The sequence below is a fragment of the Candidatus Microbacterium colombiense genome, assembly GCA_029203165.1.
Classification (GTDB): Bacteria; Actinomycetota; Actinomycetes; order Actinomycetales; family Microbacteriaceae; genus Microbacterium; species Microbacterium colombiense.
This window is the reverse complement of the sequence record CP119308.1, coordinates 1293835-1318250: the sequence shown is the minus strand read 5'-3', so window position 1 is coordinate 1318250 and position 24416 is coordinate 1293835. Positions and strand designations below refer to the sequence as shown.

Below are 24416 nucleotides of genomic sequence, written 5' to 3'. Positions count from 1 at the left end.
GCATCCGCCCCTCTTCCGTGTCCGCTGATGTTCTGCGGGCATGAAAGAAGGCCCCAGAGTGGAGTCCGGGGCCTTCAGATCAAGCGTACCTCAGATCAGAGCGACTCGATGATCGCGCGCATCAGGTCGGCGGTCTCGGACGGCGTCTTGCCGACCTTGACCCCGGCGGCCTCGAGGGCCTCCTTCTTCGCCTGCGCGGTGCCCGCCGAGCCGGAGACGATCGCGCCGGCGTGGCCCATCGTCTTGCCCTCGGGAGCGGTGAAGCCCGCGACGTAGCCGACGACCGGCTTCGTGACGTTCGCCTTGATGTAGTCGGCGGCGCGCTCCTCGGCGTCGCCGCCGATCTCGCCGATCATCACGATCGCCTTGGTCTCGGGGTCGGCCTCGAACGCGGCGAGCGCGTCGATGTGCGTGGTGCCGATGACCGGGTCGCCGCCGATGCCGATGGCGGTCGAGAAGCCCAGGTCGCGCAGCTCGAACATCATCTGGTAGGTCAGGGTGCCCGACTTCGACACGAGGCCGATCGGGCCCTTGCCGGTGATGTTCGCGGGCGTGATGCCGACGAGCGCCTCGCCCGGCGTGATGATGCCGGGGCAGTTCGGGCCGATGATGCGGGTCTTGTTGCCCTTGCTCTGCGCGTAGGCCCAGGCCTCGGCGGAGTCGCCGCACGGGCACGCCCTCGGTGATGACGACGAGCAGCGGGATCTCGGCGTCGATGGCCTCGATCATCGCGTCCTTCGTGAAGGCGCCGGCGGCACGAAGGCGATCGACACGTCGGCGCCGGTCTCCTCGATGGCCTCGGCGACCGAGGCGAAGACGGGGAGCTCGACGGCGTTGCCGTCCTTGTCGGTGTGCGAGACCGTGGTGCCGGCCTTGCGGGCGTTGACGCCGCCGACGACCTGGGTGCCGGCCTTCAGCATGAGCGCGGTGTGCTTGGTGCCCTCGCCGCCGGTGATGCCCTGGACGATGACCTTGGAGTCCTTGTTGAGGTAGATCGACATTCTGTCTAGTCCTTCAGTCTCAGGCGTTGGCGAGCTCGGCGGCCTTGTCGGCGCCCTCGTCCATCGTGGCGGCCAGGGTCACGAGCGGGTGCGCGTGCTCGGCGAGGATCGCGCGACCCTCGTCGACGCGGTTGCCGTCGAGACGCACGACGAGCGGCTTGGAGGCCGTCGTCGCCCAGCGTCTCGAGCGCGCCTTACGATGCCGTTGGCGACGGCGTCGCACGCGGTGATGCCGCCGAAGACGTTGACGAAGACGCTCTTGACCTGCGGGTCGCCGAGGATGACGTCGAGGCCGGCGGCCATGACCTCGCCGAGGCTCCGCCGCCGATGTCGAGGAAGTTGGCGGGCTTCACGCCGTTGTGGTTCTCGCCCGCGTAGGCGACCACGTCGAGCGTCGACATGACGAGCCCTGCGCCGTTGCCGATGATGCCGACCTCGCCGTCGAGCTTCACGTAGTTGAGGCCGGACGCCTTGGCCTTGGCCTCGAGCGGGTCGGCGGCATCCTTGTCCTCGAGCGCTTCGTGCTCGGGGTGGCGGAACTCGGAGCGTTGTCGTCGAGCGTGACCTTGCCGTCGAGGGCGACGATGTCGCCCTCCTCGGTGAGGACGAGCGGGTTGACCTCGACCAGCGTCGCGTCCTCGCCCTTGTAGACGTCGAAGAGCTTGACGAAGACGTCGGAGACCTTCTCGACGAGGTCTTCGGGGAAGTTCGCGGCGCGAGCGATCTCGACGGCCTTCGCCTTGTCGATGCCCGTGAGCGGGTTGACCTCGACGCGGGCGAGCGCCTCGGGGCGCTCGACGGCGAGCTCCTCGATCTCCATGCCGCCCTCGACCGAGCAGAGGCGACAGGTAGGAGCGGTTGGCGCGGTCCAGCAGCACCGAGAAGTAGAACTCCTCGGCGATGCGGGCGCCCTGCGGCGACCATGACGCGCTTGACGACGTGGCCCTTGATGTCGAGGCCGAGGATGGCCTTCGCTGCTTCGTACGCCTCGTCGGGGGTCTTGGCGACCTTGACGCCGCCGGCCTTTCCACGACCGCCGGTCTTCACCTGAGCCTTGACGACGACGACTCCACCGATCTTCTCGGCAGCCGCCCTCACCTCCTCAGGGGTGTCCGCGACGATGCCGGCGAGAACCGGCACTCCGTACTTCTCGAAAACGTCTCGTGCCTGGTACTCGTACAGATCCACTGTGGTTCCTTCACTGGGCTGCTGTCTGGTAATTCTCTCGATGTCGAGACATCGACCAGTCCCCCAGCCTACTACCTCGGTCTGGACGTCCCCCGCGCCGGACGACGCCGATCCCCGCAGCCGAGGGCCGTGACCTAGCATCAGAGGATGAGCGAATCCTCCTCCGCCGCAGCGAGCGCCACCCGCGTCGTCGCGGCCGCACTCGACCTGTTCGCGGAACACGGTTTCGACCAGACGTCGGTCGAGCAGATCGCGAAGGCCGCCGGCGTCTCCCGCTCCACCTTCTTCCGACAGTTCGGCGGCAAGGACGACGTCGTCTTCGCCGACCATGAGCTGCTGCTCGACGTGCTGCGCGAGCATTTCGCCGAGTCGGAAGACGATCCGTGGTCCACGGTCGCCGACGGTGCGATGCTCGTCTTCCGCCACTTCGCCGCCGAGCCCGACGTCGCACGGCGTCGTTACGAGCTGGTGCGGCAGATCCCGGCGCTACGCGAACGGGAGATCGTCGCGGTGTTCCGCTACGAGCGACTGTTCGACGAGTACCTGCGGGAATCGCTGCCCGACCTCGATCCGCTCGACGCCGTGAGCTACGCCGCGGTGATCACAGCCGTGCACAATCACGTGCTGCGCCAGATGCTGCGCGGCAAGCGCGTGCCGGCATCCACCCTCCGTCAGGCGCTCGATGTCGCGATGCGCCGCTTCGGCGTGCAGCAGGATGCCGCGGCCGAACCGTCGGACGATGACGTGGTCGTCGCGGTCTTCCCGCGTTCGATGCCCATCGCCGAGGTCACTCGTCGCGTTCGCGCCGAGCTCGGCTGATCTCGACGCCCGAGGCCCGCTCACCCCACCTCGACGGCACCAGCCTGCCCTCTCAACACACCTGTCGTGAAACCGAGTTTCGGCGAGTACGATACTTGGTGCCACGAAGGAGAGATCATGAGCACTGAGGCTTCCCCGTTCCCCGGCGAGCGCGTCTCGTCGTACGACATCACCGGGCGCCAGGACAGCGACTACTACGCCGTGTTCGCCGACATCCCCGCAGCGGATCTCGAGGCCTGGAACCGGGCCAAGACGTACATCGACGAGGTCGCCGGCCAGATGGCCGATGCCTGGGACCGCGCCGAGTATCCCCTCGATGCCGCCCGCCGCATGGGCGAGATGGACCTCGTCGTCGACGGGATCGAGCATCCCTCGCTCACCCGCCTCTCCCCCCTGGCCGCCGGTCTGGTGAACATGGAGATCTCGCGCGGCGACGGCTCGCTCGGCACGATCCTCGCGGTGCAGGGCGGGCTGGCACTGCGCACGCTCGCGCTCTTCGGCTCCGACGCCCAGCAGGACCGCTGGTTGACCGCTCTCGCGGACGGATCGGTGCTCGGCTCCTTCGCCCTCACCGAGCCGGACCACGGTTCCGATTCGGTGTCGCTGGAGACATCCGCCCGGCGCGAGGGAGACGAGTGGGTACTGCGCGGTACGAAGAAGTGGATCGGCAACGGCGCCTCCGGCGGCATCACGTTCGTGTGGGCACGCGTCGATGACGAGACAGCCGACGAGCACGGGGCCGTGCGCTGCTTCCTCGTGGAGCAGGACGTCGCCGGGTACACGGGGAGCGTGATCCGCGGCAAGGCATCGCTGCGGGCGATCCACCAGGCGCACATCGAGCTCGACGACGTGCGGGTGCCGCTCGACGCAGTACTCCCCGGCACCCACAGCTTCAAGGATGCCTCCGTCGTGCTGTACGCGACACGCTCCGGCGTCGCGTGGTCGGCCCTCGGGCACGCCACGGCCTGCTACGAGGCCGCGCTGGCGTACGCGAGCATGCGCGTGCAGTTCGGGCGTCCTCTCGCGAAGTTCCAGATGGTGCAGGAACGCCTGACGCACATGTTGGAGGACCTGACCGCGATGCAGCTGTACTGCCGCCGGCTGGCAGACCTCGAGACGGCGGGAGAGTTGCGTCCGACGCAGGCGTCGCTCGCGAAGTTCCACAACACGCGCGCGGCGCGACGGGTCGCCGCGATCGCCCGCGACCTGCTCGGAGGCAACGGCATCCTGCTCGAGAACGGCGTGATGCAGCACATGGCCGACATCGAGGCGATCCACACCTACGAGGGCACCGAGAGCGTGCAGGCCCTGCTGCTCGGCCGCGACATCACCGGGATGAGCGCCTTCGTCTGAGCCACGATCCGGGCCGGTCGTCACCGGTTCAGGCGCGCACGTGACGGTCGCGGCTCGCCGCAGCGCCCGCCAGGGCCTGCACCGCCAGCAGAAGAACCAGCGCCGCGATCGGAGCGGTCCATCCGCCGACTGCGGCATGCAGGACGCCGAGGCCGATCGGTCCGAGACCGGCGATCAGGTAGCCGATGCCCTGCGCCATGGTCGACAGGTGGGCGGTGTGCGCGGCGTCGGGCGCGCGGAGCACGATGTAGGTCAAAGACAGCGCGATGGAGGCGCCCTGACCGAATCCGAGCAGGGTCATCCACAGCCATGCCGCGCCTCCGCCCGGCGCGAGCAGCAGGCCGGCGAGCCCCGCCGCACAGAGCAGCGAAGACACCAGAACGGGCACCCAGGTCGGTCGGATGCGGCGCAGCATCGTCGGCACCAGCAGCGCCGCCGCGATCCCGGGAAGACTCGAGAAGGACAGCAACAGCCCGGCCTCGGAGACGGGGATCCCGGCATCCTGCAGCATCGTCGGGATCCAGGTCAGGGCCGCGTAGTAGCTCAGACTCTGCAAGCCCATGAACCCGGTGACCGCCCATGCGATCGGATCACGCAGCAGCATCGACATGCGCGGCTCGTCCCGCAGCTCGGTCATCGCGTCGACGGGCACGCGCGTCGGCGCACGAGAGATGCCGGCGGGCCGGATCGCCCGTGGAGTCCAGATCAACAGGGCGAGGACAGCCGGAATCGCCCAGAGCCCCAGGGCGCCCCGCCATGACCCGTCGAGCGCGGTCATGAAGGGCACAGTGAGGGCGGCCGCCGCCGCAGCGCCGAGGAACAGCGCGGTGGAGTACAGGCCCATCATCAGTCCGAGGCGGTGCGCGAAGTCCTGTTTGATCACCGCCGGCATGCAGACGTTCGCCACCGCGATACCCGCACCGACCAGTACCGTACCGCCGAAGAGCGCCACCGGGGAGGGGAGGAGGCGGATGGCGATGCCGACGGCCACGACCACCATCGTGAGCGCGAGCAGCCGGTGCAGCCCGATCCACCGTGTCAGCGACGGGGTGAGGAAGGCGAAGGCCCCGAAGGCGAACACCGGGATCGTGGTCAGCAGCCCGGCCGCCGCCGAGGGGATGCCGAGATCGTGCTCGATCGCGGGGAGCACCGGACCGACCGATGCGACGCCCATGCGGAGGTTCAGCGCGATCATGAGCAGCCCCCCGCCCACGGCCATCCCGGTGAAAACGACGCCACGACGGGCGGATGGCGTGGACACCGGGGTCGGTGCGGTCTCGAAGGGCTCCTGCATCGTGGTCATGCATCGAGTCCAGCACGCGGGTGGCGGGTCGGGAAACACGTAAACTGCAGAATGATGTCGAATTCTCGCCAACCCTCGCGGCTCGTCGATCTGCACCTCGTCGACTTCGATTCGCTCACCGCGCTGCCGATGGAGGGCGCCTACCGGTTCGCGCACGCCGAGACGTCACCCCGTCACGCCCATCCACTCGGGCATCTCGTGCACGCCGCGTCGGGGGTGCTGTCACTGCTCACCGACGACGGCGCCTGGATCGCCCCCTCGACCCGGATGGCGTGGGTGCCCGCCGGCGCCGAGCACCGGCACCGGGCGCACGGACGCACCGATATGCGCATCGTCCACCTCGCCGATGAGCTGGCCGCACTGCTGCCGGCCACCCCTGCCGTGCTCGTCGCCACGCCGCTCGCGCGTGAGGCCGCGCTGGCGATGACATCCGACCGGTCGCGCAGCCCTCAGGCACTGGAGCACCTTCGTCGCGTCATCGTCGATGAGGTGGTCACCGCGCCGGAGCAGCCGCTGCACCTTCCGGAACCGCGTGATCCGCGTCTGCGCCAGGCCGCCGACATCGTCGCGGACGACCTCGCCGCACCCGTGTCACTCGGCGCACTCAGCGTGCGCACCGGCACCACCGAGCGAACCCTGAGTCGTCTGTTCCAGCAGGAGACCGGCATGGGATACCGGCAATGGCGCCTCCAGCTGCGCGTGCATCGTGCCCTCGTGCTGCTGGCCGACGGGGTCTCCGTGACCGACACGGCAGCCGCCTGCGGCTGGGCGACCACCAGCCAGTGCATCGACCAGTTCACCCCGCTCGTCGGAATGACCCCTGGCAGGTACCGCCTGTCTCACCTCGCAGGATGAGCCGGCGTCCACAGCCCGTGGCCGATGACGACGATCAGTTGCAGCCGCAGCCGCCCGACGGTGTCTTCACCATGAAGCACACATCGCAGACGCCGTAGTCGCGCTCTTCGACCGGCTTGGATCCGCGCTCGGCGCGCGGGGCGGAGGTGCGTGGAGTGGTCGTCCGCTTCGCCGGACGCGGCGGCGTCAGCGGGATGAACTCGCTCGGGTGGCTGACGTAGAAGTACGGCGCGCGCCCCTCGCTCGGCTGCAGGCGCAGCGGAGCGGAACCGACGACGAGCCGCTCGTCCTCCGTGAAGCCGTTCGTGTAGGTGCGGCCGATGTGCAGCGGCGCACCGTCGCGGCGGATCGCCTCGATGTAGCGTCCGCGATCGATGAACGAGCTCACATCGACGGCGTCGACGATCGCCGTGATGAACGCGTGGTTCGCGGGGTCGATGCGATGCGCGCGCAGCGCTTCGGCGAGAGAACGATACGGACGGGAGGTGCCTGCGGGGGTGGGACCCTGTACTTCTTTCATCTCCTCCAGGATCGCACGTCCTGGAGGGCCCGCAGACCGCAATCCGCGGATGCGGCGTGAGAGACTGGCGCCATGGCACGCGCGACGATCATCGGATCAGGGCCGAGCGGACTCACTGCGGCCGCGGTCCTCGCCCGCAGCGGGTACGAGACCCGCATCCTCGAGGCCGGGGACACGATCGGCGGAGGGGTGCGGACGCTCGCGTCAACGCTCCCCGGGTTCCGACACGATGTGTGCTCCGCCGTGCATCCCGCGGCGCTCGCGTCGCCGATCTTCCGCGCCCTCGGCCTGCCGCAGTCGGTCGAGTGGATCCGCCCGGACGTCTCCTATGCGCATCCGCTCGACGAGGGGCGCGCGGCGATCGCGTGGCGCGACATCGAGCGCACTGCCGCAGGACTGGGCAGTGACGGGGCTGCCTGGCTCGCCCGACTGCGACCGCTCAGCACGCACATCGACGGCGTCGTGGACTTCACCGGCAACGCCCTGCTCCGGTGGCCGCGCGACCCGATCACGGCAGCGCGTTTCGCACTGCGGATGCTGGATCAGAGCGCACCGTTCGCGCGACACGCCTTCCGCACCGAGGAGGCCGCGGCATTGATGGCCGGCGTGGTCGCCCACGCCAACTCGAGGCTCCCCTCACTGGCGAGTGCCGCGGCGGGCCTGCTCCTCGGGGCTCACGCGCACGCCGGTGGATGGGCATATCCGCGGGGCGGGGCGCAGCGCATCGCCGATGCGCTGCTCGCCGACGTGGAGGCCCACGGCGGAGGCGCCGAGACCGGGCAGCGCATCGACGATCTCAGCACGCTCGACTGGGGCGACCCGGCACGAGGTGACCTGCTGATCCTCAACACCTCGCCGCGGCTGGCGCTCACCCACCCCGCGGTCCCCTCCCGCTATGCGGCTGCGATCGCCTCCTACCGCTACGGTCCCGGAGTGGCGAAGGTCGACTTCGCCCTCGACGGTCCCGTCCCCTGGGCCCATGCGGATGTCGCGCAGTCCCCCACCGTGCACATCGGCGGATCCGCATCCGAGGTCCGGGCGAGCGAGGATGCGGTCGCGCGAGGTCGCGTGAGCGATCACCCCTACGTGCTCGCCGTGCAGCCCTCCGTCTTCGACCCGTCGCGCGCGCCCGAGGGCAAGGCCGTGTTCTGGGCGTACATCCACGTGCCGGCCGACTCCGATCTCGACGCCACGGAACTCATCACGCGACAGGTCGAACGCTTCGCCCCGGGCTTCCGCGACCGCATCCTCGCGCATCATTCGGTGCCGGCATCCTCACGCGATGCGATCAATCCCGCCGAGATCGGCGGGGACATCTCCGGCGGCGTCTTCAGCATCGACCAGGCGATCCGCCGACCGGTCGTGTCACCGACCCCGTGGCGCACGCCCATGCCCGGGGTCTACCTCGCCTCCGCCTCCACACCCCCTGGCCCTGGCGTGCACGGCATGGCGGGATGGCATGCCGCTCGCACCGCCCTGCGCGACGCCGGCACCCCGGTGACCCTGGACGACCTCTTCGGTTGAACCGGCGCGTATCCGGCCTTCCCCTCGGCGCAGGCCGGGGCCAGGATGGTGCCATGCGCTACGAGATCCCCGCGCCGATGCTCGCGAAGGCCGCGGCGACGGTCCCCCACCCCGCGAAGACCGCTGGAGGCCTGCTCTACGAGCCGAAGTGGGACGGTTTCCGCGGGCTCATCGCCTGGGACGGCGAGACCGTCGAGATCGGCTCCCGAGCAGCGAAACCACTCACCCGCTATTTCCCCGAACTCGTCGAGGTGATCCCCCAGCTGCTCCCCCGCCCGTGCCTGCTCGACGGCGAGATCGTCGTCGCGACCGGCCCCGACGGCGCCCAGCGGCTGGACTGGGAGGCGCTCAGCCAGCGCATCCACCCCGCCGCATCGCGGGTCGCACGGCTCGCCGCTGAGACTCCGGCCATGTTCGTCGCCTTCGACCTGCTCGCCGACGGCGAGGATGACCTGCTGACCACGCCGTTCGCGCAGCGCCGTTCCCGACTGGAGGCGCTGATGGCAGATGTCGGGCACCCCCTGCACATCACGCGGACCACGCGAGATCACGACGCAGCGGTGGGGTGGCTGGCCGAGTTCGAAGGAGCGGGCCTCGACGGAGTGGTGGCCAAGCCGCTCGACCAGCCGTATGCGCCGGGTAAACGCACGCTGATCAAGATCAAGCACGCCCGCACCGCCGATGTCGTGGCGTTGGGCTACCGCATCCACAAGTCCGGCTCGGGCGTCGGCTCACTGCTGGTGGGGCTGTATGACTCCGACGGCTCGCTGCGTCAGGTCGGCGGGGTGGCGGCGTGGAGCGATGTCCGACGGCAAGAGCTCGTGGAGGAACTCGCACCGCTGGTCGAGCGCGACGCATCGGGCGATGCGGTGACCGGCGAGGGCGAGCGATCCCGCTTCAGCGGCTCGAAGGATGTCTCGTTCGTGCGTCTGCGTCCGGAACGCGTGCTGGAGGTGCGCTACGACCAGCTCGAGGGCGCCCGGTTCCGCCATACCGTGCAGTTCGCGCGGTGGCGCCCCGACCGTGACGCGACGTCGTGCACCTACGACCAGCTCGACACCGTGGCCGGCTACGACCTCGCCGACGTCCTGAGCTGAGGAGGGCGGTCAGCTCTTGTCGGCCGGGGTACCGTCTTCGTCCCAGTTCGCCGCGACTTTCTTGCTCGGCTGCACACGGGGCGGTTCGCCCGGCATCTTGGGGAACTCGGGCGGGAAGGACAGTTCGCCCAGACCGTTCGACACGTCACGCTCCCACCACTGCAGGAGCGTGTCGATCCGACCGGGCGCATCCTGCATCGCCGCCCACGGGTCGCCCACATCGGCGAGCCGCTGCGGGATCGTGCGCACCGTGAAGCGCGTCGGATCGAGATCGTCGAGCTCCTCCCAGTGCACGGGGGTCGAGACGGTGGCGGCAGGGAGCGCACGCGGACTGTAGGCGCCCGCCATGGTGCGATCCCGGTTGGCCTGGTTGAAGTCGATGAAGATGCGCTCTCCGCGCTCCTCCTTCCACCAGTTCATCGTGACCTGTTCCGGCATTCGCCGCTCCAGCTCCCGGCCGGCCGCGATCACGGCATGGCGCACGTCGAGGAACTCATGTGTGGGCTCGATCGGCGCGAAGACGTGCAGCCCTCGGTTCCCGCTCGTCTTCGCGAACGCCTCCAGGCCCGCTTCCTTCAGCACCTCGCGCAGCTCGTGAGCGGCGCGCACCGCGTCGGAGAAGTCGGTGCCCGGCTGCGGGTCGAGGTCGATGCGCAGTTCGACCGGATCGTCGGCGTCGGAGGCCAAGGACGCCCAGGGATGGAACACGATCGTGTTCATCTGCACCGCCCACACGATGGCGCTCGCCCGGTTCAGCACGATCTGCGGATGCGAGCGGCCGCTGTTGTAGGTCACGGTGACCGCGTCGACGTAGTCCGGCGTGCCCTTCGGCGGGTTCTTGGAGAAGAACCCGCCACTGCCGATCCCATCACGGAAGCGCTCCAACGACACGGGCCTGCCGCCGTTCGCCGACAGGAAGGGCACCGAGACGAGCTGCACATACTCGGCGAGCTCGGACTTGGTGATGCCGACGTCCGGCCACACCACGCGGTTCGGGCTGGAGAGCACGACATCTCGCTCCCCGTCATCGTCATCGTCGGCGACGGTCACGGTCACACGTTCGGAGGCCATGCTCCGACCCTAGAGCGCGCGCCTGCGCGGGGGAACCCCCGGAAGGATCAGTCTCCGAGGTCGACGGCGAGCACGAGCACGGGCGCCAGGGCGTCCCGTTCGATGAGCATCGACGGGCCTGCGGAATCGACGATCACACCTGCCATGTCGGTGTGGCTGGACAGCACCTTGGCGAGCTGTTCCGGCGAGAACGGCAGCGGGCGGTCGCCGCGGCCGAGCGCGATGACCTCGAGCGGATGTGTGAAGAGCTGCAGGTAGCGCTTGCCGTCGGCGGTCTGGGCTTCGGCGATGCCGACCTCGCCGGTACCGGACCCGTCGTTCACCGCGACCCACATGCGCTTCTCGGCGAGAGCCTCCCCGACCTTGCTCCCCGAGTCCTGCGAACGCGGCGAGGCGAGGATGGTCTTCACCGTCATGTCGACGTCGGCCTGCTCGAGGGTCTTCTCCAGCAGCTCGGTCGGGAACACCACGCGGTGCGGGGCCGAGGCGTTGTCGACGATCAGACCGGCGAAGTCGCCGGCGATGACCTGCTGCAGCACCGAGGTGACGGGCTGGGCGACGGCAGACGTCGCTGCGGGGTCCGGCTCGAGCTTCACCGACTCCCGCACGGCGGCGGCCGAGCTGAACGCGAGCATGAACTGGCGCTCCTCATCGCGCACGACGGCGACCGCGAGCGGCTTGCCCTCGGCGATCTGCGCCCTCGCATCGCCGTTCACGCGGATGTACAGATGCCCCTGCAGCGCCTGGCGCATGACGCCGAGCAGTTGCTCGTTGGTCGCCCCGGCCTCGATCTCCTGCAGAGCCTCGCGCAGGAGCACGTTGTCCTTCATGCCGGGGACGGTCTCGGTCTGCTCGGGCGGCAGAGCCGCGGCGAGCGGAAGGCGACGCTCGGCCGGGGGCACCGGCTGGGTCGGTGCGGACGGAGCCGCCGGCTGCGGCAGACGGGGCAGCGACACCGTGGGCTCGGCGGCATCCGCGACGTCGTTCGCGTCGGGCAGGCTCACGGCCGGCCCTGCCGTCGCTCCCACACCGCGGAAGGCCTGCACCGAGATGCCGATGCTCGGCGCTGCGGCCTCCGCCTCGGCGGCCGGCGCGTCCGGCGTAGCCGTATCGGCCTCGGCCGCGTCGTCCGGCGTGGCCGTGTCGGCCTCGGTCGCATCGGAGGCGGAGGAGATGACATCGTCGCCGGACTTCTTGCGGCGGGAGAACAGGGCCATATCAGTCAGCCTAACCCGCCACCGCCGCGCTGTGACGCGTCGTCAGATCTTCTCGATCGGCGCGACCTTGATGAGGAGCTTCTTCTGGCCCGCCGTGTCGAACCGCACGTGGGCGATGCGTTTGGCGCCCTCCCCCGTCACCGCGTCGACCCTGCCTTCGCCGAAGTCGGTGTGCCGGATGCGGTCGCCCGCGGCGAGCTCGAGGTCGCCGTTGTCGCGCACCTTCGCCGTCACGCGGTTCGGGAAGCGATCCATCGCGGTCGACAGGGGCTTGAGCGAGTCGCGCCCCGGCAGGGCCTTCACACCGAAGCGGTCACCGGAGCCCGAGGAACCGAAGCCGCCGGGACGGCGGGCGTTGAGCGCCCGCGACTGCATACCGCCGCGCGAGTTCACGTCACCGGGCGACTGACGCCAGTCGATCAGCGCCGCGGGGATCTCCTGCAGGAAGCGGCTCGGCATCGCGACCGTCACCTCGCCGAACTGGGCGCGGGTCATCGCGAGCGACAGGTGGAGTCTCTTGCGCGCACGCGTGATGCCCACGTAGAACAGCCGACGCTCCTCCTGCGGACCGCCCGGCTCGCCCGCCGAGATGCGGTGCGGGATCAGGTCTTCCTCGACACCCGTCACGAAGACCGCGTCGTACTCGAGACCCTTCGCCGTGTGCATCGTCATGAGCGACACCGTGCCGGATTCGTCTTCGAGATCGTCGGCGTCGGACACCAGTGCCACCTCGGTGAGGAAGTCGACGATCGTGCCCTCGGGGTTGTTCCTCGCGAAGTCGCGAGCGACCGCGACGAACTCGTCGAGATTCTCGACCCGTGCCTCGTCCTGAGGGTCGCGGCTCGCGCGCAGAGCGTCGAGGTAGCCGCTCTTCGACAGCAGCAGGCTGAGGCCTTCCGCCACGCTCGTGGGAGGAGGCAGCTCCCCCGAGGCAGGAAGCAGGATCTCGGTCGCCTCGACCAGCACGGCGTCGAGCTGTGCGATGGCCGCCTGCATCTTCGGGCCGAACCCGAGCTGGGCAGGCACCGACAGGGCGTCGCGGAAGCTGACCCCGTGGTCTTCGGCGAAGCGGGAGATCGCCGTCGCGGTGACGTCGCCGATGCCTCGGCGGGGCTTGTTCAGGATACGGCGGACCGCCATCTCGTCGACGGGGTTGGCGACGGCCACGAGGTAGGCGAGCGCGTCCTTGATCTCGGCGCGGTCGTAGAACTTCGTTCCGCCCATGATCTTGTAGGGCACGGCGGAGCGGATGAAGATCTCCTCCAGCGCACGGGACTGCGAGTTGGTGCGGTAGAACACGGCCATCTCGGAGTACGGCATGCCGGCGCGGCGGAGCGATTCGACCTCGTCGGCGACGAACTGCGCCTCGTCGTGCTGCGAGTACCCGGTGAAACCGATGATCGCGTCGCCGTCGCCCTTGTCGCTCCAGAGCTTCTTGTCCTTGCGATCGAAGTTGTTGCCGATGACCGCGTTGGCCGCCGAGAGGATGTTCTGCGTCGAGCGGTAGTTCTGCTCGAGCAGCACCACGCGGGCACCGGGGAAATCGCGCTCGAATTCGCTGATGTTCCGGATGTCGGCACCGCGGAAGGCGTAGATCGACTGATCCGAATCACCGACGACCGTGAGGGATGCGCCCGCGATCTCGGGCGTCGTCTCGGGTTCGAAGATCATCATGCCGTTGGAGGCATACGGGTCGGGGGCGTCACCTGCGACCGGACGCGTGAGCTCGTGGATCAGCGCGTACTGCGCGTGGTTGGTGTCCTGGTACTCATCGACGAGGATGTGGCGGAAGCGCCGGCGGTACGTGTCGGCGACCTGCGGGAAGGCGCGGAACAGGTAGACCGTCTGCCCGATCAGGTCGTCGAAGTCGAAGGCGTTGGCCTTGCGCAGCTGGCGCTGGTAGTCGGCGAACAACTCGACGAAGATGCGCTCAGCGGGGTCGGACGTGTTGGCCTGACGCGCATAGGACTCGGCGTCGGCGAGTTCGTTCTTGAGCTTCGAGATGCGCGACTGCACCGAGGCCGGGGTCAGACCGTAGGCATCCGCCTCGTGCTCCTTGACGAGCCGCTTGATGAGCGCGCGCGAGTCGCCGGAGTCGTAGATCGTGAAGGTCTTGGTGAACCCGAAGTGCTCGGCCTCTCGGCGCAGGATGCGCACGCACGCGGAGTGGAAGGTCGAGATCCACATGCCGCGGGAGGCATCGCCGACGAGCGCACCGACACGCTCGCGCATCTCTCCGGCCGCCTTGTTCGTGAAGGTGATGGCGAGGATCTGACTGGGCCAGGCCTCGCGGTTGCGCAGCAGTGAGGCGATGCGCCTGGTCAGCACACTCGTCTTTCCCGAGCCTGCTCCGGCCACGATGAGCAGCGCGGGACCGCGATAGGTCACCGCCTCGAGCTGCTGAGGGTTGAGGCCGGCGAGGAGGTCGTCCTGGCCCTGAGGGCCGGCGGTTCCGGGAACGATGAGGGGAGCTTCGGTCATGGCCTTATGAGTCTAGGCGGCGGCACCGACAGGCAGACACGGTCGCCTGCCGAACGGGACGGAGGAGAGACTCCCCCGCCCCGTTCGACGGACTCAGACCGTGCTCTTGCGGCGGCGGACGATGAGCCCACCGGCCACCAGCAGAGACAGCGCCAGCGCGATCGCGGCCACCGGCAGCGCGCCACCGGTGGCGGCGAGGCCGCCGTCGACGGCTCCCCCGTCCGCCTCGGCGATGCGCAGGTCGCCCCAACCGAGCAGGTCACCGGCCGCGGAGTACACCGCGATCCGGTGCGCGCCGATCGGAGCATCCGCCGGAACGGTCACCGCCAGGCGTCCCGCCGCGTCGAGAGTTCCCGTGGCGAGGCGCTGCGGGTCGGAGTACATCCAGACCGCGACGTCTTCTCCGGCCTGCGATGCGCCGACGGTGACCGTCACCCGCTGACCCGGTGCGGCGATGGCGGGGTCGATCGTGACGCCGTTGCGATTGCCGTCGACCAGCGCCGAGCCGGGCAGCGGCGGCTGGCCGGTGCCCGGGTTCTCGTCGACGACGCCCGGAAGCGTGCCGACGCGCAGCGACTGCGAGGCGAATCCGTCGGCGAACCACCAGACCGGACGCTGACCGTCGACCGACAGCGAAGCCGGCGCCGTGGCGAAGCCCTCGTTGTTGATGTCGGGCATCCCCGCCGGGCGCGCGTGGTGCACGATCCCCGGCTTCGCCGTACCATTCAGGGTGATCTCCGCGGAACGGCCCTGGCAGCCGTCGTCGCACACGGCCCACAGCACGCCGCGCACGCTGTCGTAGTCCAGTGCCATCACTCCGGCGAGGCCGGGCGCGGTCTCCGACACGAGGGTCGCCGTGCCGTCCGCGGCGAGCGCGAATCCGTACACGTGCCCGTTGTCCTCGACTGCGACGAAGAACAGCCCCGAGCCGTGTCCCGCGTAGTCCGCGGGGTCGTAGGCGGCTGCGGTGTTGTCATCGAACAGCTTTCCGGTGAGCGCCGAATCGGGCACCCACTGCACCGCCTCCATGCCGAGGTTCGCGCCCACCGCCGGCAGCAGAGCCGTGAGATCCCACTGCTGCTGTGCAACGAGGTCACCGGCGGCCGCGTCAGGGTCGACCTTGAGCACGATGTTCTGGTTCACTCCCTTGGCGCTGTTGTCGCGCTCCGATGCGACGTAGACGAAGCCGTCTCCGTCGACGGTGATGCCTTCGGTGTCGGGACCCGCGGCAGAGGGGTTCGCGGCGTCCTTCTGGAACCGCACCCGCTTGCCGTCCTTCCAGCCGTCGAGCATCGTGACCGAGCCGTCGGCGTGAGCCTCGAGCTTCCAGATACGTCCCTCACCGTTGTCGACGGCCCAGAGGAACGCGCCGTCGGCGGTCTCCTGCACGTCCAGACCCGAGCTGTCCTCGAGGAAGGTCGGCACCTCGTCGAGCACCCGCACGTCGGCCGAGCCCGGCCACGGCGTCACGGCGATCTCGCCGGCGCACACGTTCGTCGCGCCCTTGGTGGATCGCTCGGTCACCCCGAACGCTCCGGTGGTGTCGGGGCAGCGACCCCACGTGGTGGCGGCGTGTCCCTCGCCCCAGCTGGTCTCGTCGACGACCAGGTCGCCGTCGAACAGGCGCACCTTGTCGCCGCCGCCGAGCCCGAAGCCGAGGGCGTCGCGCTCGATCACCAGGTATCCGCCCGCGGCGATCGTGGTGCCGGAGGGGATCGTGTAGGCGTGCGCGTCATCGTCGTCCTTCACGACGATGCCCGACACGTCGAGTGCGGCACCGGTCGGATTGACCAGCTCCACCCAGTCGTCGGGCGATCCGCCGTCGGACTCGACCTCGTTGATGCGCACCGGGTTCCCGCACGCGTTGCGCAGCCCCTTGGTCGAGACGGCGACGTCGACGAAGTCTCCCGTCCCGTCGGCGCATCGGGCGAGCACACCGGCGGCATGCGCGGTGTAGACGTGCTCGTCGACGGTGTTGCCGTTCGCGTCGCGCAGCGTGACGGTGTCGCCGTTGCCGAGCCCGAACACGAAGTTCGCGGGCTGGTCGAACACGAAGTACGCCCCCGGCGCCAGCACGGTGCCGGTCGGCAGCGGGGTGACCTGGTTCGCGTGCCCGATCGGGTCGTTGTCCATGACGGTCCACCCGGAGAGATCGACGGCGGTGGCTCCCGTGTTCACGACCTCGACCCAGTCGGTGGCGTCGGCGTTCGACTCGATCTCGTTGATGACCACCGACGGCAGCACGCAGGAGTTGCTCGCACCCGGTGTGGGGTGCGCGAGAACGAACTCGCCGACTCCGTCGGGGCAGCGAGCGAGCGTGGCGGCGGCGAAGTCGCCGTCGATCGCGGCATGGCCGGTCCACGGCTTCGTGTCATCGATCATCGTTCCGGCCGCGTCGAACAGACGGATGCGGTCGGCACTGCCGATGCCGATCGGGTCCCGGAACGGTGTCTCGACGCCGTCGACAAGCCCGATCGTGCCCTCCTCGACCACGAGGAACGCGCCGGCGGCGATGGTCGTTCCCGGGAGGAAGCTCCAGCGGTGATCGTCGGAGTTGTCTCGGATCTCGTAACCCGAGATGTCGAACGCCGCGCCACCGGGGTTGTAGAACTCGACCCAGTCGGCGGGCTGCGAGTCGACCTCGTTGATCACGATCGATCCGGCTACGGGTGCCACCGAGCAGTCGTTCGCAGATCCGGGGGTGGCAGCGGTCGCCGGCGCCCAGTCCCCTGTTCCGTCGGGGCAGCGCGCCCAGACCGAGAGCGGAGCGGTGTTCGCGTAGGCATAGCTGTCGGCCTCCGCGCCGCTCGGATCGTAGAGCACCACCTCATCGCCCTTGCCGAGCCCGAAGGTGAAGTCCACGTCCTTCACCAGCACGAGGAAGCCGCCGGGAGCCAGGGTGGTACCCGCCGGGGCAGCGCCGAAGGTGTCGCGCTTGTCGTCCGAGATCTTCCACCCGTCGAGGGAGACGGTCTCGGTGCCCGCGTTGAAGATCTCGACCTGGTCGGCGAGCCCGGTCTGGGCGTCGTCGTAGACGATCTCGTTGAGCACGAGTTCGGCCGTCTCGGTCGGCTCCTCGGTCGTGAAGGTGTTCACCGCGCCCTTGGTCGCCGTCGAGGTCTCGGCCCATTCGCGGGTGCCGCTCACGTCGCGCGCACCCCAGGTGATCGCCGCGTGGGCGGTCCATGCCGTCTCGTCGACGATCGTTCCGGACGCGTCGAAGAGGCGCACCTCGTCGTTGGCGCCGAGCCCGTACTCGAACTGGCCGGCACCGTCGATGAGCTCGTCGATCACGAGGAAGGCGCCGGGCGCGACGATCGTGCCGCTCGGGAACGTGTACGGGGTCTTCTCCGCGCTGTCCTTGACGACGAAGCCGCTCAGGTCGACCGGGGAGTCGGAGGTGTTGACGAACTCGATCCAGTCGCCGGGCGTACCGCCGCTGGACTCGACCTCGTTGATGCGGATGCCGGAGGTGGCTCCGATGGCGGCGGCAGGGGCAGCGAGCAGGGCGGCGGCGCTGAGAGCGCCGACCACCGTGAGCGAGACCCCGCGAAGCAGGCGGGACATGGGACTCCTGTGTCGGGTACGCGGACGGGTACCCGACCAGACCACCGATGTCGGATGACCGTGCCACGACCGTGCGGTGTCCGCACCGTGAACGCAGGGTTGCCGTTCGGCGGCCCCGCCTCGATCAGGCGATGCGCGTTCCCGGGGGCAGCCGCTTCGCCGGGGTGCGCGTGCGCGCCCAGGCCCCCGCGAACAGGCCTCCGGCGATGACGACCTGCACGCCGAGCCCGACGAACCAGCTCGGCACGGTGGAGTCGATCACCTCGCGCGGAGTCTGCGAGGTCTGGCTCATGTCGCAGTCGTCCCAGCGCTGTTCGAGCGGCGACTGCTGCGCATAGCGCACGCCGAGCTTGATCTGACCGAACAGGTCGACCGGGTAGCCGTCCTTGGTGAACTCGGTCGGGGTGGCGTCGGCGAGCACCACGAACGGGTTGGCGGCGAGCGCCCACCAGACGAGGTCGAATCGGGGAACCTCGTACGTCGACGTGTCCCAGCTGTCGCAGTCCGGGTTGCCCTGGGAGTCATAGGGCCGGCTGTACGTGGTCGCTTCGCTGCGCACGGCGAGACCCCCGAGGGTGAACGCGATGAGCGTGCCGATCACGAGACCCGCCACCACGAGGTACGTGGTGGCGACGGAGAACAGGGGACGAGCGATCAGCCCGCTGAGGCCCACGCCGATCGCGGCCACGATGATGATCTCGACGGCGAGCACGAGCAGCGAGACGAGCAGCACGAGCGCGTCGGCACCGCCCCCGAGCAGCGAGATAGCGAGGAAGGGCAGCGCAACGACCAGGAAGGCGCCACCGGTCGCGACCGCGGCCAGCAGCTTCCCGATCATGATGTCGCCCGTCGAGGCTGCAGTCACCTGGATCGCGGCGAGCGTGGCGGCCTCCCGGTCGCCGTTGATCGCATTACCGCTCAGTGTGGGCGACACGAGCACGACGAGCAGCAGCACCATGTTGACGACGATCGAGTAGACGCCCGCACCGGCGAAGTCATCCCAGGAGTACACCGCGAACGCGAGAACGGTGACGCCGATCAGGACGACGGCGAACACGCCGAGCAGCACGTACCAGCTGATGCTCCGCAGGCGCTGCGTGAGTTCGAGTCGGGCGATCGTGGTGATGTGCGAGATGCTCATGCGTCGGCCTCCGGCTGCAGGTTCAGGAACGTGTGTTCGAGGTCGCTCTGCGCGGGCGCGAACTCCGCGATCGGCAGTCCTGCCTCGACGAGTCGGCGCAGCGCCTGGGCCGCAGCCTCGTCGCCGTCGAGTCCGAGCAGCACGGCACCGCGGTCCGCGCCGAGCGATTCGGCCGGCACGCCGAGGGTGGACGCGACCTGCCAGGAATCGGCGTTCACCCGTTCGGGGGTCGCACCGACGAGTCGCACACGCCACGCGCGCGAGGTCGCCTGCGCAGGAGACGCATCGACGACCGATCCGGCGACCAGGAACACCGCATCGTCGACCACCTCTTCGAGCTCGGACAGGATGTGACTCGAGATCAGCACCGTCCGCCCTTCGGCAGCGAGGCGACGCAGCAACACCCGCAGTTGCACACGCGCCTCCGGATCGAGTCCGGAAGCCGGTTCGTCCAGAAGCAGCACCTGCGGATCGTGCACGAGCGCGCGCGCCAGTCCCAGCTTCTGCTTCTGTCCGCGCGAGAGCACCTTGGCCGGGGAGTCGGCGAGAGCGGCGAGACCCACGAGTTCGAGCAGTTGCGCGGCACGCTGTGCGGCATCGGGCGTCGCGATCCCGTAGAGCCGGGCGGTGGTGACGAGGGTCTCGCGAGCAGTGAGAGAGGGCCAGGCGCCGAGGGCGTCGGGCATCCACCCGAGCAGCCGCCGGGCGGCCAACGGGTCGGCCGAGGGGTCGATTCCCCCGATCCGGATCGTTCCCTCGTCCGGCGCGAGCAGCGATGCCAGCATCAGGAGCAGGGTGGTCTTACCGGCGCCGTTCGGACCGACGAGTCCGGTGACGCGCCCCTCCGCGGCGTGCAGCGTCGCGCCTCGCACCGCATGGACTGACCCGAACGATCGGCTGACGGCGTCGACGACGATTCCACTCATGCGGTCAGTCTGGCATCCGGAAGCATCGAATCCCGGGACCTCGGGGCGGATGCTCAGCCGGCCGCGGCGACCGGTGACACAATCGATGCATGCGCACGATCCTCAACATCATCTGGGTCATCCTGGCCGGCTGGGCCCTGTTCCTCGGCTACGTGCTGGCGGGAATCCTGTTGTGCATCCCGATCGTCACGATCCCCTGGGCGATCGCCTCGTTCCGCATCGCCCGGTACGCGATCTGGCCATTCGGCCGCGAGGTCGTGAGCCGCCCCACCGCCGGCGTCGGCTCGTTCCTCGGCAACGTGCTCTGGGTGATCCTCGCCGGCTGGTGGCTCGCCATCGGTCACATCGTGTCGGGGATCGCGTTGTGCATCACGATCATCGGCATCCCGATGGGCATCGCCGACTTCAAGTTGGTTCCCATCTCACTCATGCCGCTCGGCAAGGAGATCGTCTCCACGCGCCGCGGCGCCTTCGACCGCACCCTCTGAGCCCTTCCCCCACGCCTACACTGGGCGGATGGATGCCGCCCGTCTGCACGCCTGGGATCAGGAGCTGCGCGCGGCCCACACCCGTCTGCGCGCAGCCCTCGCCGCGACCCGAGACGCGCTCGACGGTGGAGAGCGAGCCCCGGACGCGGCATCCGAACTCGTCCTCTTCTGCATCGGATTCTGCAGCGCGCTCGACGGCCACCACCGCAGCGAGGATCGTGCGCTGTTCCCGGCGCTGCGCGTCGAGCACCCCGAACTCGGTGACGTGATCGACAAGCTCATGCAGGATCACGCGATGCTCTCGCACCTGCTCGGCGCGCTGCGCGCCGCGGCGGAACGCGATGAGGACGCGGTGTCGATCGGGCGCCACCTCGACGGGATCGGCGCGATCATGGAGTCGCATTTCCGCTTCGAGGAGCGTGAGATCCTCGCCCCGCTGCGCTCCCTCGCCCTGGACCGACCGGTGACCGACGTCCTCGGCCCGTTCTGAGGCTCGGTCAGCTCCGGAAGAAACTCACGCCGAGGTCGGGGTGGTCGACGAAGACCCCGTCCACGCCGGTGCGTGCGATCGCGCCCCACTCGGCCTCGTAGTCGCCGTACGCGCCCCGCCCGCCCGGACCGCGGTACTCCGCCGCCAGGAACGCGTTCTCGGGGCGGCACGTCCAGGTGAACACCTTCAGTCCGCGCGCGTGGGCGTCGTCGACGATCGTGTTGCCGGCCGCCAGCAGCATCTTCTTGTTCACGCTGATGCCGTCGACCCGTCCGACGAGGTCGTCGAGTCCCTGCGGCGTCACGGTCGCCTTGTAGCTTCTGGCCTGCTTGCCCTGCGCGGTCAGCAGATCGAACGGTCGTCCGGAGGCCTCGATCAGATAGACGTAGGAGGCGGCGATGCCGCGCCCGCGCAGCTGGCCGAGCACCGTCGATTCGAACGACTCGATGATGAGCGGCAGCTCGCCGTCGGCCCACCCCGCCGCGCGCAGATCGCGTTCGATCAACGGAGCGAGGTCCAGGCCGATACCTGCGAAGTAGGTGGCGTGCTTGACCTCCAGCACCACGCCGATCTCACGCCCGTGCTCCACGGACCCGGCACGCACCAGATCGAGCAGGTCGCTCAGGCGCAGGATCATCTGCGAGCCGTCGAAGGTGGCGCTCGAAAGCCGCACCTCGGGCAGACGTTCACGACTGCGCAGCGTCGACAGCTCCGCCCAGGTGAAGTCCTCGGTGAACCACCCGGTGAGGGCCTCGCCGTCGACGCGCTTGGTGGTCTTGCGCTCGGCGAACTCCGGATGGGCGGCGACATCGGTCGTGCCGGAGATCTCGTTCTCGTGCCGCACGACCAGCACGCCGTCCTTCGTGGCGACGATGTCCGGTTCGACGGCGTCGACTCCCATCGCGAGCGCGAGCTCGTACGAGGAGCGACTGTGCTCCGGGCGATAGCCGGGCGCACCGCGGTGCCCGATGACGAGGGGTGATTTCCTGGGCACGCTCTCAGCGTAGAACACCCCGACGCCCGCACCTCGCGGGTATCGTAGAGGAAAGCGACCTACGACCCCCTTTTGGAGTGAGGCCCACCAATGAGCAATTTCGCTTTCAACAACCCGGCGTTCCAGCAGCAGGATCCGCGCAACGTCGCGACCTACCCGGGCTCGCCCCAGGCTGCTCAGGGCGCACAGAACGCATCGTTCCAGCACGCCGCTATGGATGCTGCCGCCAACGCGCAGCTCGAAGGCATGTACGCGGCCCCGCCTGCCGGTGCGATCGAGACCGACCGCATGTCGGTCGAGGACACGGTGTGGAAGACCGCCGGTCTCTTCGCCATCCTGCTCGTCACCGCGGCCATCGGCTGGGTGCTGACCCTCGGCGGTGTCGCAGCCCCGGCCTACAACCCGTACAACCCCGCGGCCGTCAACCTGCTCCCGTGGATCGTCGGCGCACTCGGCGGCTTCGTGCTCGCCATGGTGATCAGCTTCACGTCCCGTAAGAAGGTGCGCCCCGCGCTGATCTTCGCCTACGCGGCGTTCGAGGGCCTCTTCATCGGTGGCATCTCGGCGTTCTTCGAGGTGCGCTGGCCCGGCATCGTCACGCAGGCCACTCTCGCGACCGTGGCGGTCGTCGGTGTGACCCTGGCCCTCTTCGCGAGCGGCAAGATCCGCGCTTCCAAGAAGGCCACGAAGGTCTTCATGATCGCCATGGGCGGCTACCTGGTCTTCTCGCTGCTGAACCTCGTCCTCATGTGGACGGGCATCAACACCAACGCGTTCGGTCTGTTCAGCCAGGAGGTCTTCGGCATCCCGCTCGGACTGATCATCGGTGTGCTCGTCGTGATCATGGCGGCGTACTCGCTGGTGCTCGACTTCGATCAGATCCAGCAGGGCGTGCGCAACGGCGCTCCCCGCAAGTACGGCTGGCTCGGTGCCTTCGGCATCATGGTGACCGTCGTCTGGCTCTACGTCGAGATCCTGCGCATCATCGCGATCGCCCGCGGCAGCAACTGACGCTGACACACGAAGAGGCCCGTCTCCGTTCGGAGGCGGGCCTCTTGTCATGTCTCACTGCGTGCGGCCTCTCGCGTCACAACTCAGCGTTCGCGCGCCTTCTGCTCGAGGAGCGCGCGCTCGCGATCGTTGCCCGCGAGCCCTGCTGCCACGGCGAATTCGCTCCTGGCCTCATCGTCGCGACCCAGTCGGAGCAGCAGTTCGGCCCGGGTGGCCGGCAGCAGGTGATAGCCGCGCAGCGCGCCGGATGCCGACAGCGCGTCGATGATGCGCAGTGCGGACGCAGGCCCGGTGGCCATGGCGACCGCGGCAGCCCGATTGAGCTCGACGACCGGCGACGGTGCGATACGGCCGAGTGCTTCATAGAGCAACACGATCCGATCCCAGTCGGTCTCGTCGACCGATGCGGCGACCGCGTGACATTCCGCGATGGCTGCCTGCAGCCCGTAGGGACTGCGCCCACCGCCCAGATCGTCGGCGCGTGCCAGGGCCGCGCGTCCCCGGGCGATGCGGCTCCTGTCCCACCGTCGCCGGTCCTGATCGGCGAGGAGCACCGGATCGCCGGCCGCATCGACGCGTGCGGGGAACCGGGCCGCGGTCAGCTCCATCAGCGCGAGCAGACTGTGCACATCGCGCTCCTTCGGCATCAGCGCAGCGAGCACGCGGGCAAGTCGGATGGCCTCATCGCTGAGCTCGGGCCGCATCCAGTCCGCCCCGCTGCTGGCGGCATGACCCTCGTTGAAGATCAGGTAGAGCACTCCGAGGATGCCGGCCAGCCGCTGCGACTGCTCCTCCCGCGGTGGCAGCTCGAACGGCACGCTCGCCGCTGCCAGGGTCTTCTTGGCCCGCACGATCCTCTGCTGCACGGTCGCGGTCGGCACCAGGAAGGCCCGCGCGATCTCCTCGCTCGAGAGTCCGCCGACCACACGCAACGTGAGCGCGACCTGAGCCTCGCGCGACAGCACCGGGTGGCAGGAGATGAAGATCAGACGCAGCACGTCGTCGTCGACGGCATCCGGATCCCACGGCGCATCCGGCGCCTCCGCCTGCTCGCGCTCGAGGTCGTGGGCGATGACGGCGACCCGCGCATCCAGGCGCTCCTGTCGGCGCCAGCCGTCGATCGCCTTGCGCTTGGCCACTGCGGTGAGCCATGCGGCCGCATTTCGCGGAACGCCGTCGGACGGCCACTGCCGCAACGCGTCGAGAAGCGCCTCCTGAGCCAGGTCTTCCGCGAGTCCGAAGTCACCGACCAGCCTCGCCAGGGTGCCGACGATCCGCGCCGATTCGATACGCCACACCGCGGTGACGGCACGCTCCGCATCCCTGTCGGGAGCCGAGGGCACCGTCGCCGCGGCGGAGGGATCGGTCAT

18 protein-coding genes and 2 pseudogenes are annotated in these 24416 nt (G+C 69.3%); 8 read left to right on the top strand and 12 right to left on the bottom strand.

Going from position 1 to position 24416, the window contains the following annotated elements:
- Window positions 1-95: 95 nt before the first annotated feature.
- Both sucD and sucC read right to left on the bottom strand, forming a co-directional pair.
- Window positions 96-1001: pseudogene (sucD, locus tag P0Y60_06420) on the bottom strand (succinate--CoA ligase subunit alpha).
- Window positions 1002-1020: 19 nt separating this feature from the next.
- Window positions 1021-2189: pseudogene (gene sucC / locus P0Y60_06415) on the bottom strand (ADP-forming succinate--CoA ligase subunit beta).
- A 147-nt stretch (window positions 2190-2336) separates the two neighbouring features.
- Between sucC and P0Y60_06410 the strand changes: the two are divergent.
- Complete coding sequence (locus P0Y60_06410; protein ID WEK62381.1) at window positions 2337-3008, top strand: TetR family transcriptional regulator; 672 nt, start codon at window positions 2337-2339, stop codon at window positions 3006-3008.
- A gap of 117 nt (window positions 3009-3125) precedes the next feature.
- Window positions 3126-4361, top strand: a complete 1236-nt coding sequence (locus tag P0Y60_06405; protein ID WEK62380.1) for an acyl-CoA dehydrogenase family protein — start codon at window positions 3126-3128, stop codon at window positions 4359-4361.
- Between the two features lie 28 nt (window positions 4362-4389).
- Here the strand turns inward: P0Y60_06405 and P0Y60_06400 are convergent, their stop codons facing one another.
- Window positions 4390-5664: an MFS transporter gene (locus P0Y60_06400; GenBank protein WEK62379.1), complete on the bottom strand. Its 1275-nt coding sequence runs from the start codon at window positions 5662-5664 to the stop codon at window positions 4390-4392.
- Between the two features lie 51 nt (window positions 5665-5715).
- On the opposite strand from P0Y60_06400, the gene P0Y60_06395 reads away from it, so the two are divergent.
- The gene (locus tag P0Y60_06395) at window positions 5716-6519 is read left to right on the top strand and encodes a helix-turn-helix transcriptional regulator (GenBank protein ID WEK62378.1); all 804 of its coding nucleotides are present in this window, start codon (window positions 5716-5718) and stop codon (window positions 6517-6519) included.
- A gap of 34 nt (window positions 6520-6553) precedes the next feature.
- Here P0Y60_06395 and P0Y60_06390 read toward each other — a convergent pair whose 3' ends face one another.
- Window positions 6554-7039 carry a hypothetical protein gene (locus tag P0Y60_06390; GenBank protein ID WEK62377.1) on the bottom strand — a complete coding sequence of 162 codons (486 nt, stop codon included), beginning with the start codon at window positions 7037-7039 and terminating at the stop codon, window positions 6554-6556.
- A 72-nt stretch (window positions 7040-7111) separates the two neighbouring features.
- On the opposite strand from P0Y60_06390, the gene P0Y60_06385 reads away from it, so the two are divergent.
- Together P0Y60_06385 and P0Y60_06380 are read left to right on the top strand one after the other, a co-directional pair.
- Window positions 7112-8563, top strand: coding sequence for an NAD(P)/FAD-dependent oxidoreductase (locus P0Y60_06385; GenBank protein WEK62376.1), 1452 nt, complete (start codon window positions 7112-7114; stop codon window positions 8561-8563).
- 53 nt (window positions 8564-8616) lie between these two features.
- On the top strand, window positions 8617-9660 hold the full coding sequence (locus P0Y60_06380; protein WEK62375.1) for an ATP-dependent DNA ligase: 1044 nt from the start codon (window positions 8617-8619) through the stop codon (window positions 9658-9660).
- 9 nt (window positions 9661-9669) lie between these two features.
- Here the strand turns inward: P0Y60_06380 and ligD are convergent, their stop codons facing one another.
- The 6 genes from ligD to P0Y60_06350 form a co-directional block, all read right to left on the bottom strand.
- On the bottom strand, window positions 9670-10731 hold the full coding sequence (gene ligD / locus P0Y60_06375; protein WEK62374.1) for a non-homologous end-joining DNA ligase: 1062 nt from the start codon (window positions 10729-10731) through the stop codon (window positions 9670-9672).
- A 47-nt stretch (window positions 10732-10778) separates the two neighbouring features.
- Window positions 10779-11948 carry an SseB family protein gene (locus tag P0Y60_06370; protein ID WEK62373.1) on the bottom strand — a complete coding sequence of 390 codons (1170 nt, stop codon included), beginning with the start codon at window positions 11946-11948 and terminating at the stop codon, window positions 10779-10781.
- 42 nt (window positions 11949-11990) lie between these two features.
- Entirely contained in the window at window positions 11991-14429 is a 2439-nt protein-coding gene (locus tag P0Y60_06365; protein WEK62372.1) for a 3'-5' exonuclease, read from the bottom strand.
- A 93-nt stretch (window positions 14430-14522) separates the two neighbouring features.
- The gene (locus tag P0Y60_06360; protein WEK62371.1) at window positions 14523-17996 is read right to left on the bottom strand and encodes a lamin tail domain-containing protein; all 3474 of its coding nucleotides are present in this window, start codon (window positions 17994-17996) and stop codon (window positions 14523-14525) included.
- 124 nt (window positions 17997-18120) lie between these two features.
- Window positions 18121-19137 (bottom strand): ABC transporter permease, encoded by a 1017-nt coding sequence (locus tag P0Y60_06355; protein WEK62370.1) that lies wholly within the window; start codon window positions 19135-19137, stop codon window positions 18121-18123.
- Entirely contained in the window at window positions 19134-20063 is a 930-nt protein-coding gene (locus P0Y60_06350) for an ABC transporter ATP-binding protein (GenBank protein WEK62369.1), read from the bottom strand. The genes P0Y60_06355 and P0Y60_06350 overlap by 4 nt, the downstream gene beginning before the upstream one ends.
- An 89-nt stretch (window positions 20064-20152) precedes the next feature.
- Between P0Y60_06350 and P0Y60_06345 the strand changes: the two genes are divergently transcribed.
- Both P0Y60_06345 and P0Y60_06340 read left to right on the top strand, forming a co-directional pair.
- Entirely contained in the window at window positions 20153-20551 is a 399-nt protein-coding gene (locus tag P0Y60_06345) for a YccF domain-containing protein (GenBank protein ID WEK62368.1), read from the top strand.
- Window positions 20552-20579: 28 nt separating this feature from the next.
- The gene (locus P0Y60_06340) at window positions 20580-21041 is read left to right on the top strand and encodes a hemerythrin domain-containing protein (protein ID WEK62367.1); all 462 of its coding nucleotides are present in this window, start codon (window positions 20580-20582) and stop codon (window positions 21039-21041) included.
- A gap of 7 nt (window positions 21042-21048) precedes the next feature.
- Here the strand turns inward: P0Y60_06340 and P0Y60_06335 are convergent, their stop codons facing one another.
- Window positions 21049-22035, bottom strand: coding sequence for a glycerophosphodiester phosphodiesterase family protein (locus P0Y60_06335; protein ID WEK62366.1), 987 nt, complete (start codon window positions 22033-22035; stop codon window positions 21049-21051).
- A 90-nt stretch (window positions 22036-22125) separates the two neighbouring features.
- On the opposite strand from P0Y60_06335, the gene P0Y60_06330 reads away from it, so the two are divergent.
- A complete protein-coding gene (locus P0Y60_06330; protein ID WEK62365.1) occupies window positions 22126-23046 on the top strand; it encodes a Bax inhibitor-1/YccA family protein in 921 nt (306 codons plus the stop codon).
- Between the two features lie 83 nt (window positions 23047-23129).
- Here P0Y60_06330 and P0Y60_06325 read toward each other — a convergent pair whose 3' ends face one another.
- Window positions 23130-24416 (bottom strand): RNA polymerase sigma factor, encoded by a 1287-nt coding sequence (locus P0Y60_06325; protein WEK62364.1) that lies wholly within the window; start codon window positions 24414-24416, stop codon window positions 23130-23132.

Excerpts from the sequence above, each read along its gene's own strand:
- P0Y60_06410 (WEK62381.1), top strand. The coding sequence starts at position 2,337 with ATGAGCGAATCCTCCTCCGCCGCAGCGAGCGCCACCCGCGTCGTCGCG.
- P0Y60_06405 (WEK62380.1), top strand. The coding sequence starts at position 3,126 with ATGAGCACTGAGGCTTCCCCGTTCCCCGGCGAGCGCGTCTCGTCGTAC.
- P0Y60_06400 (WEK62379.1), bottom strand. The coding sequence starts at position 5,664 with ATGACCACGATGCAGGAGCCCTTCGAGACCGCACCGACCCCGGTGTCC.
- P0Y60_06395 (WEK62378.1), top strand. The coding sequence starts at position 5,716 with ATGATGTCGAATTCTCGCCAACCCTCGCGGCTCGTCGATCTGCACCTC.
- P0Y60_06390 (WEK62377.1), bottom strand. The coding sequence starts at position 7,039 with ATGAAAGAAGTACAGGGTCCCACCCCCGCAGGCACCTCCCGTCCGTAT.
- P0Y60_06385 (WEK62376.1), top strand. The coding sequence starts at position 7,112 with ATGGCACGCGCGACGATCATCGGATCAGGGCCGAGCGGACTCACTGCG.
- P0Y60_06380 (WEK62375.1), top strand. The coding sequence starts at position 8,617 with ATGCGCTACGAGATCCCCGCGCCGATGCTCGCGAAGGCCGCGGCGACG.
- ligD (WEK62374.1), bottom strand. The coding sequence starts at position 10,731 with ATGGCCTCCGAACGTGTGACCGTGACCGTCGCCGACGATGACGATGAC.
- P0Y60_06370 (WEK62373.1), bottom strand. The coding sequence starts at position 11,948 with ATGGCCCTGTTCTCCCGCCGCAAGAAGTCCGGCGACGATGTCATCTCC.
- P0Y60_06365 (WEK62372.1), bottom strand. The coding sequence starts at position 14,429 with ATGACCGAAGCTCCCCTCATCGTTCCCGGAACCGCCGGCCCTCAGGGC.
- P0Y60_06360 (WEK62371.1), bottom strand. The coding sequence starts at position 17,996 with ATGTCCCGCCTGCTTCGCGGGGTCTCGCTCACGGTGGTCGGCGCTCTC.
- P0Y60_06355 (WEK62370.1), bottom strand. The coding sequence starts at position 19,137 with ATGAGCATCTCGCACATCACCACGATCGCCCGACTCGAACTCACGCAG.
- P0Y60_06350 (WEK62369.1), bottom strand. The coding sequence starts at position 20,063 with ATGAGTGGAATCGTCGTCGACGCCGTCAGCCGATCGTTCGGGTCAGTC.
- P0Y60_06345 (WEK62368.1), top strand. The coding sequence starts at position 20,153 with ATGCGCACGATCCTCAACATCATCTGGGTCATCCTGGCCGGCTGGGCC.
- P0Y60_06340 (WEK62367.1), top strand. The coding sequence starts at position 20,580 with ATGGATGCCGCCCGTCTGCACGCCTGGGATCAGGAGCTGCGCGCGGCC.
- P0Y60_06330 (WEK62365.1), top strand. The coding sequence starts at position 22,126 with ATGAGCAATTTCGCTTTCAACAACCCGGCGTTCCAGCAGCAGGATCCG.
- P0Y60_06325 (WEK62364.1), bottom strand. The coding sequence starts at position 24,416 with ATGACCGATCCCTCCGCCGCGGCGACGGTGCCCTCGGCTCCCGACAGG.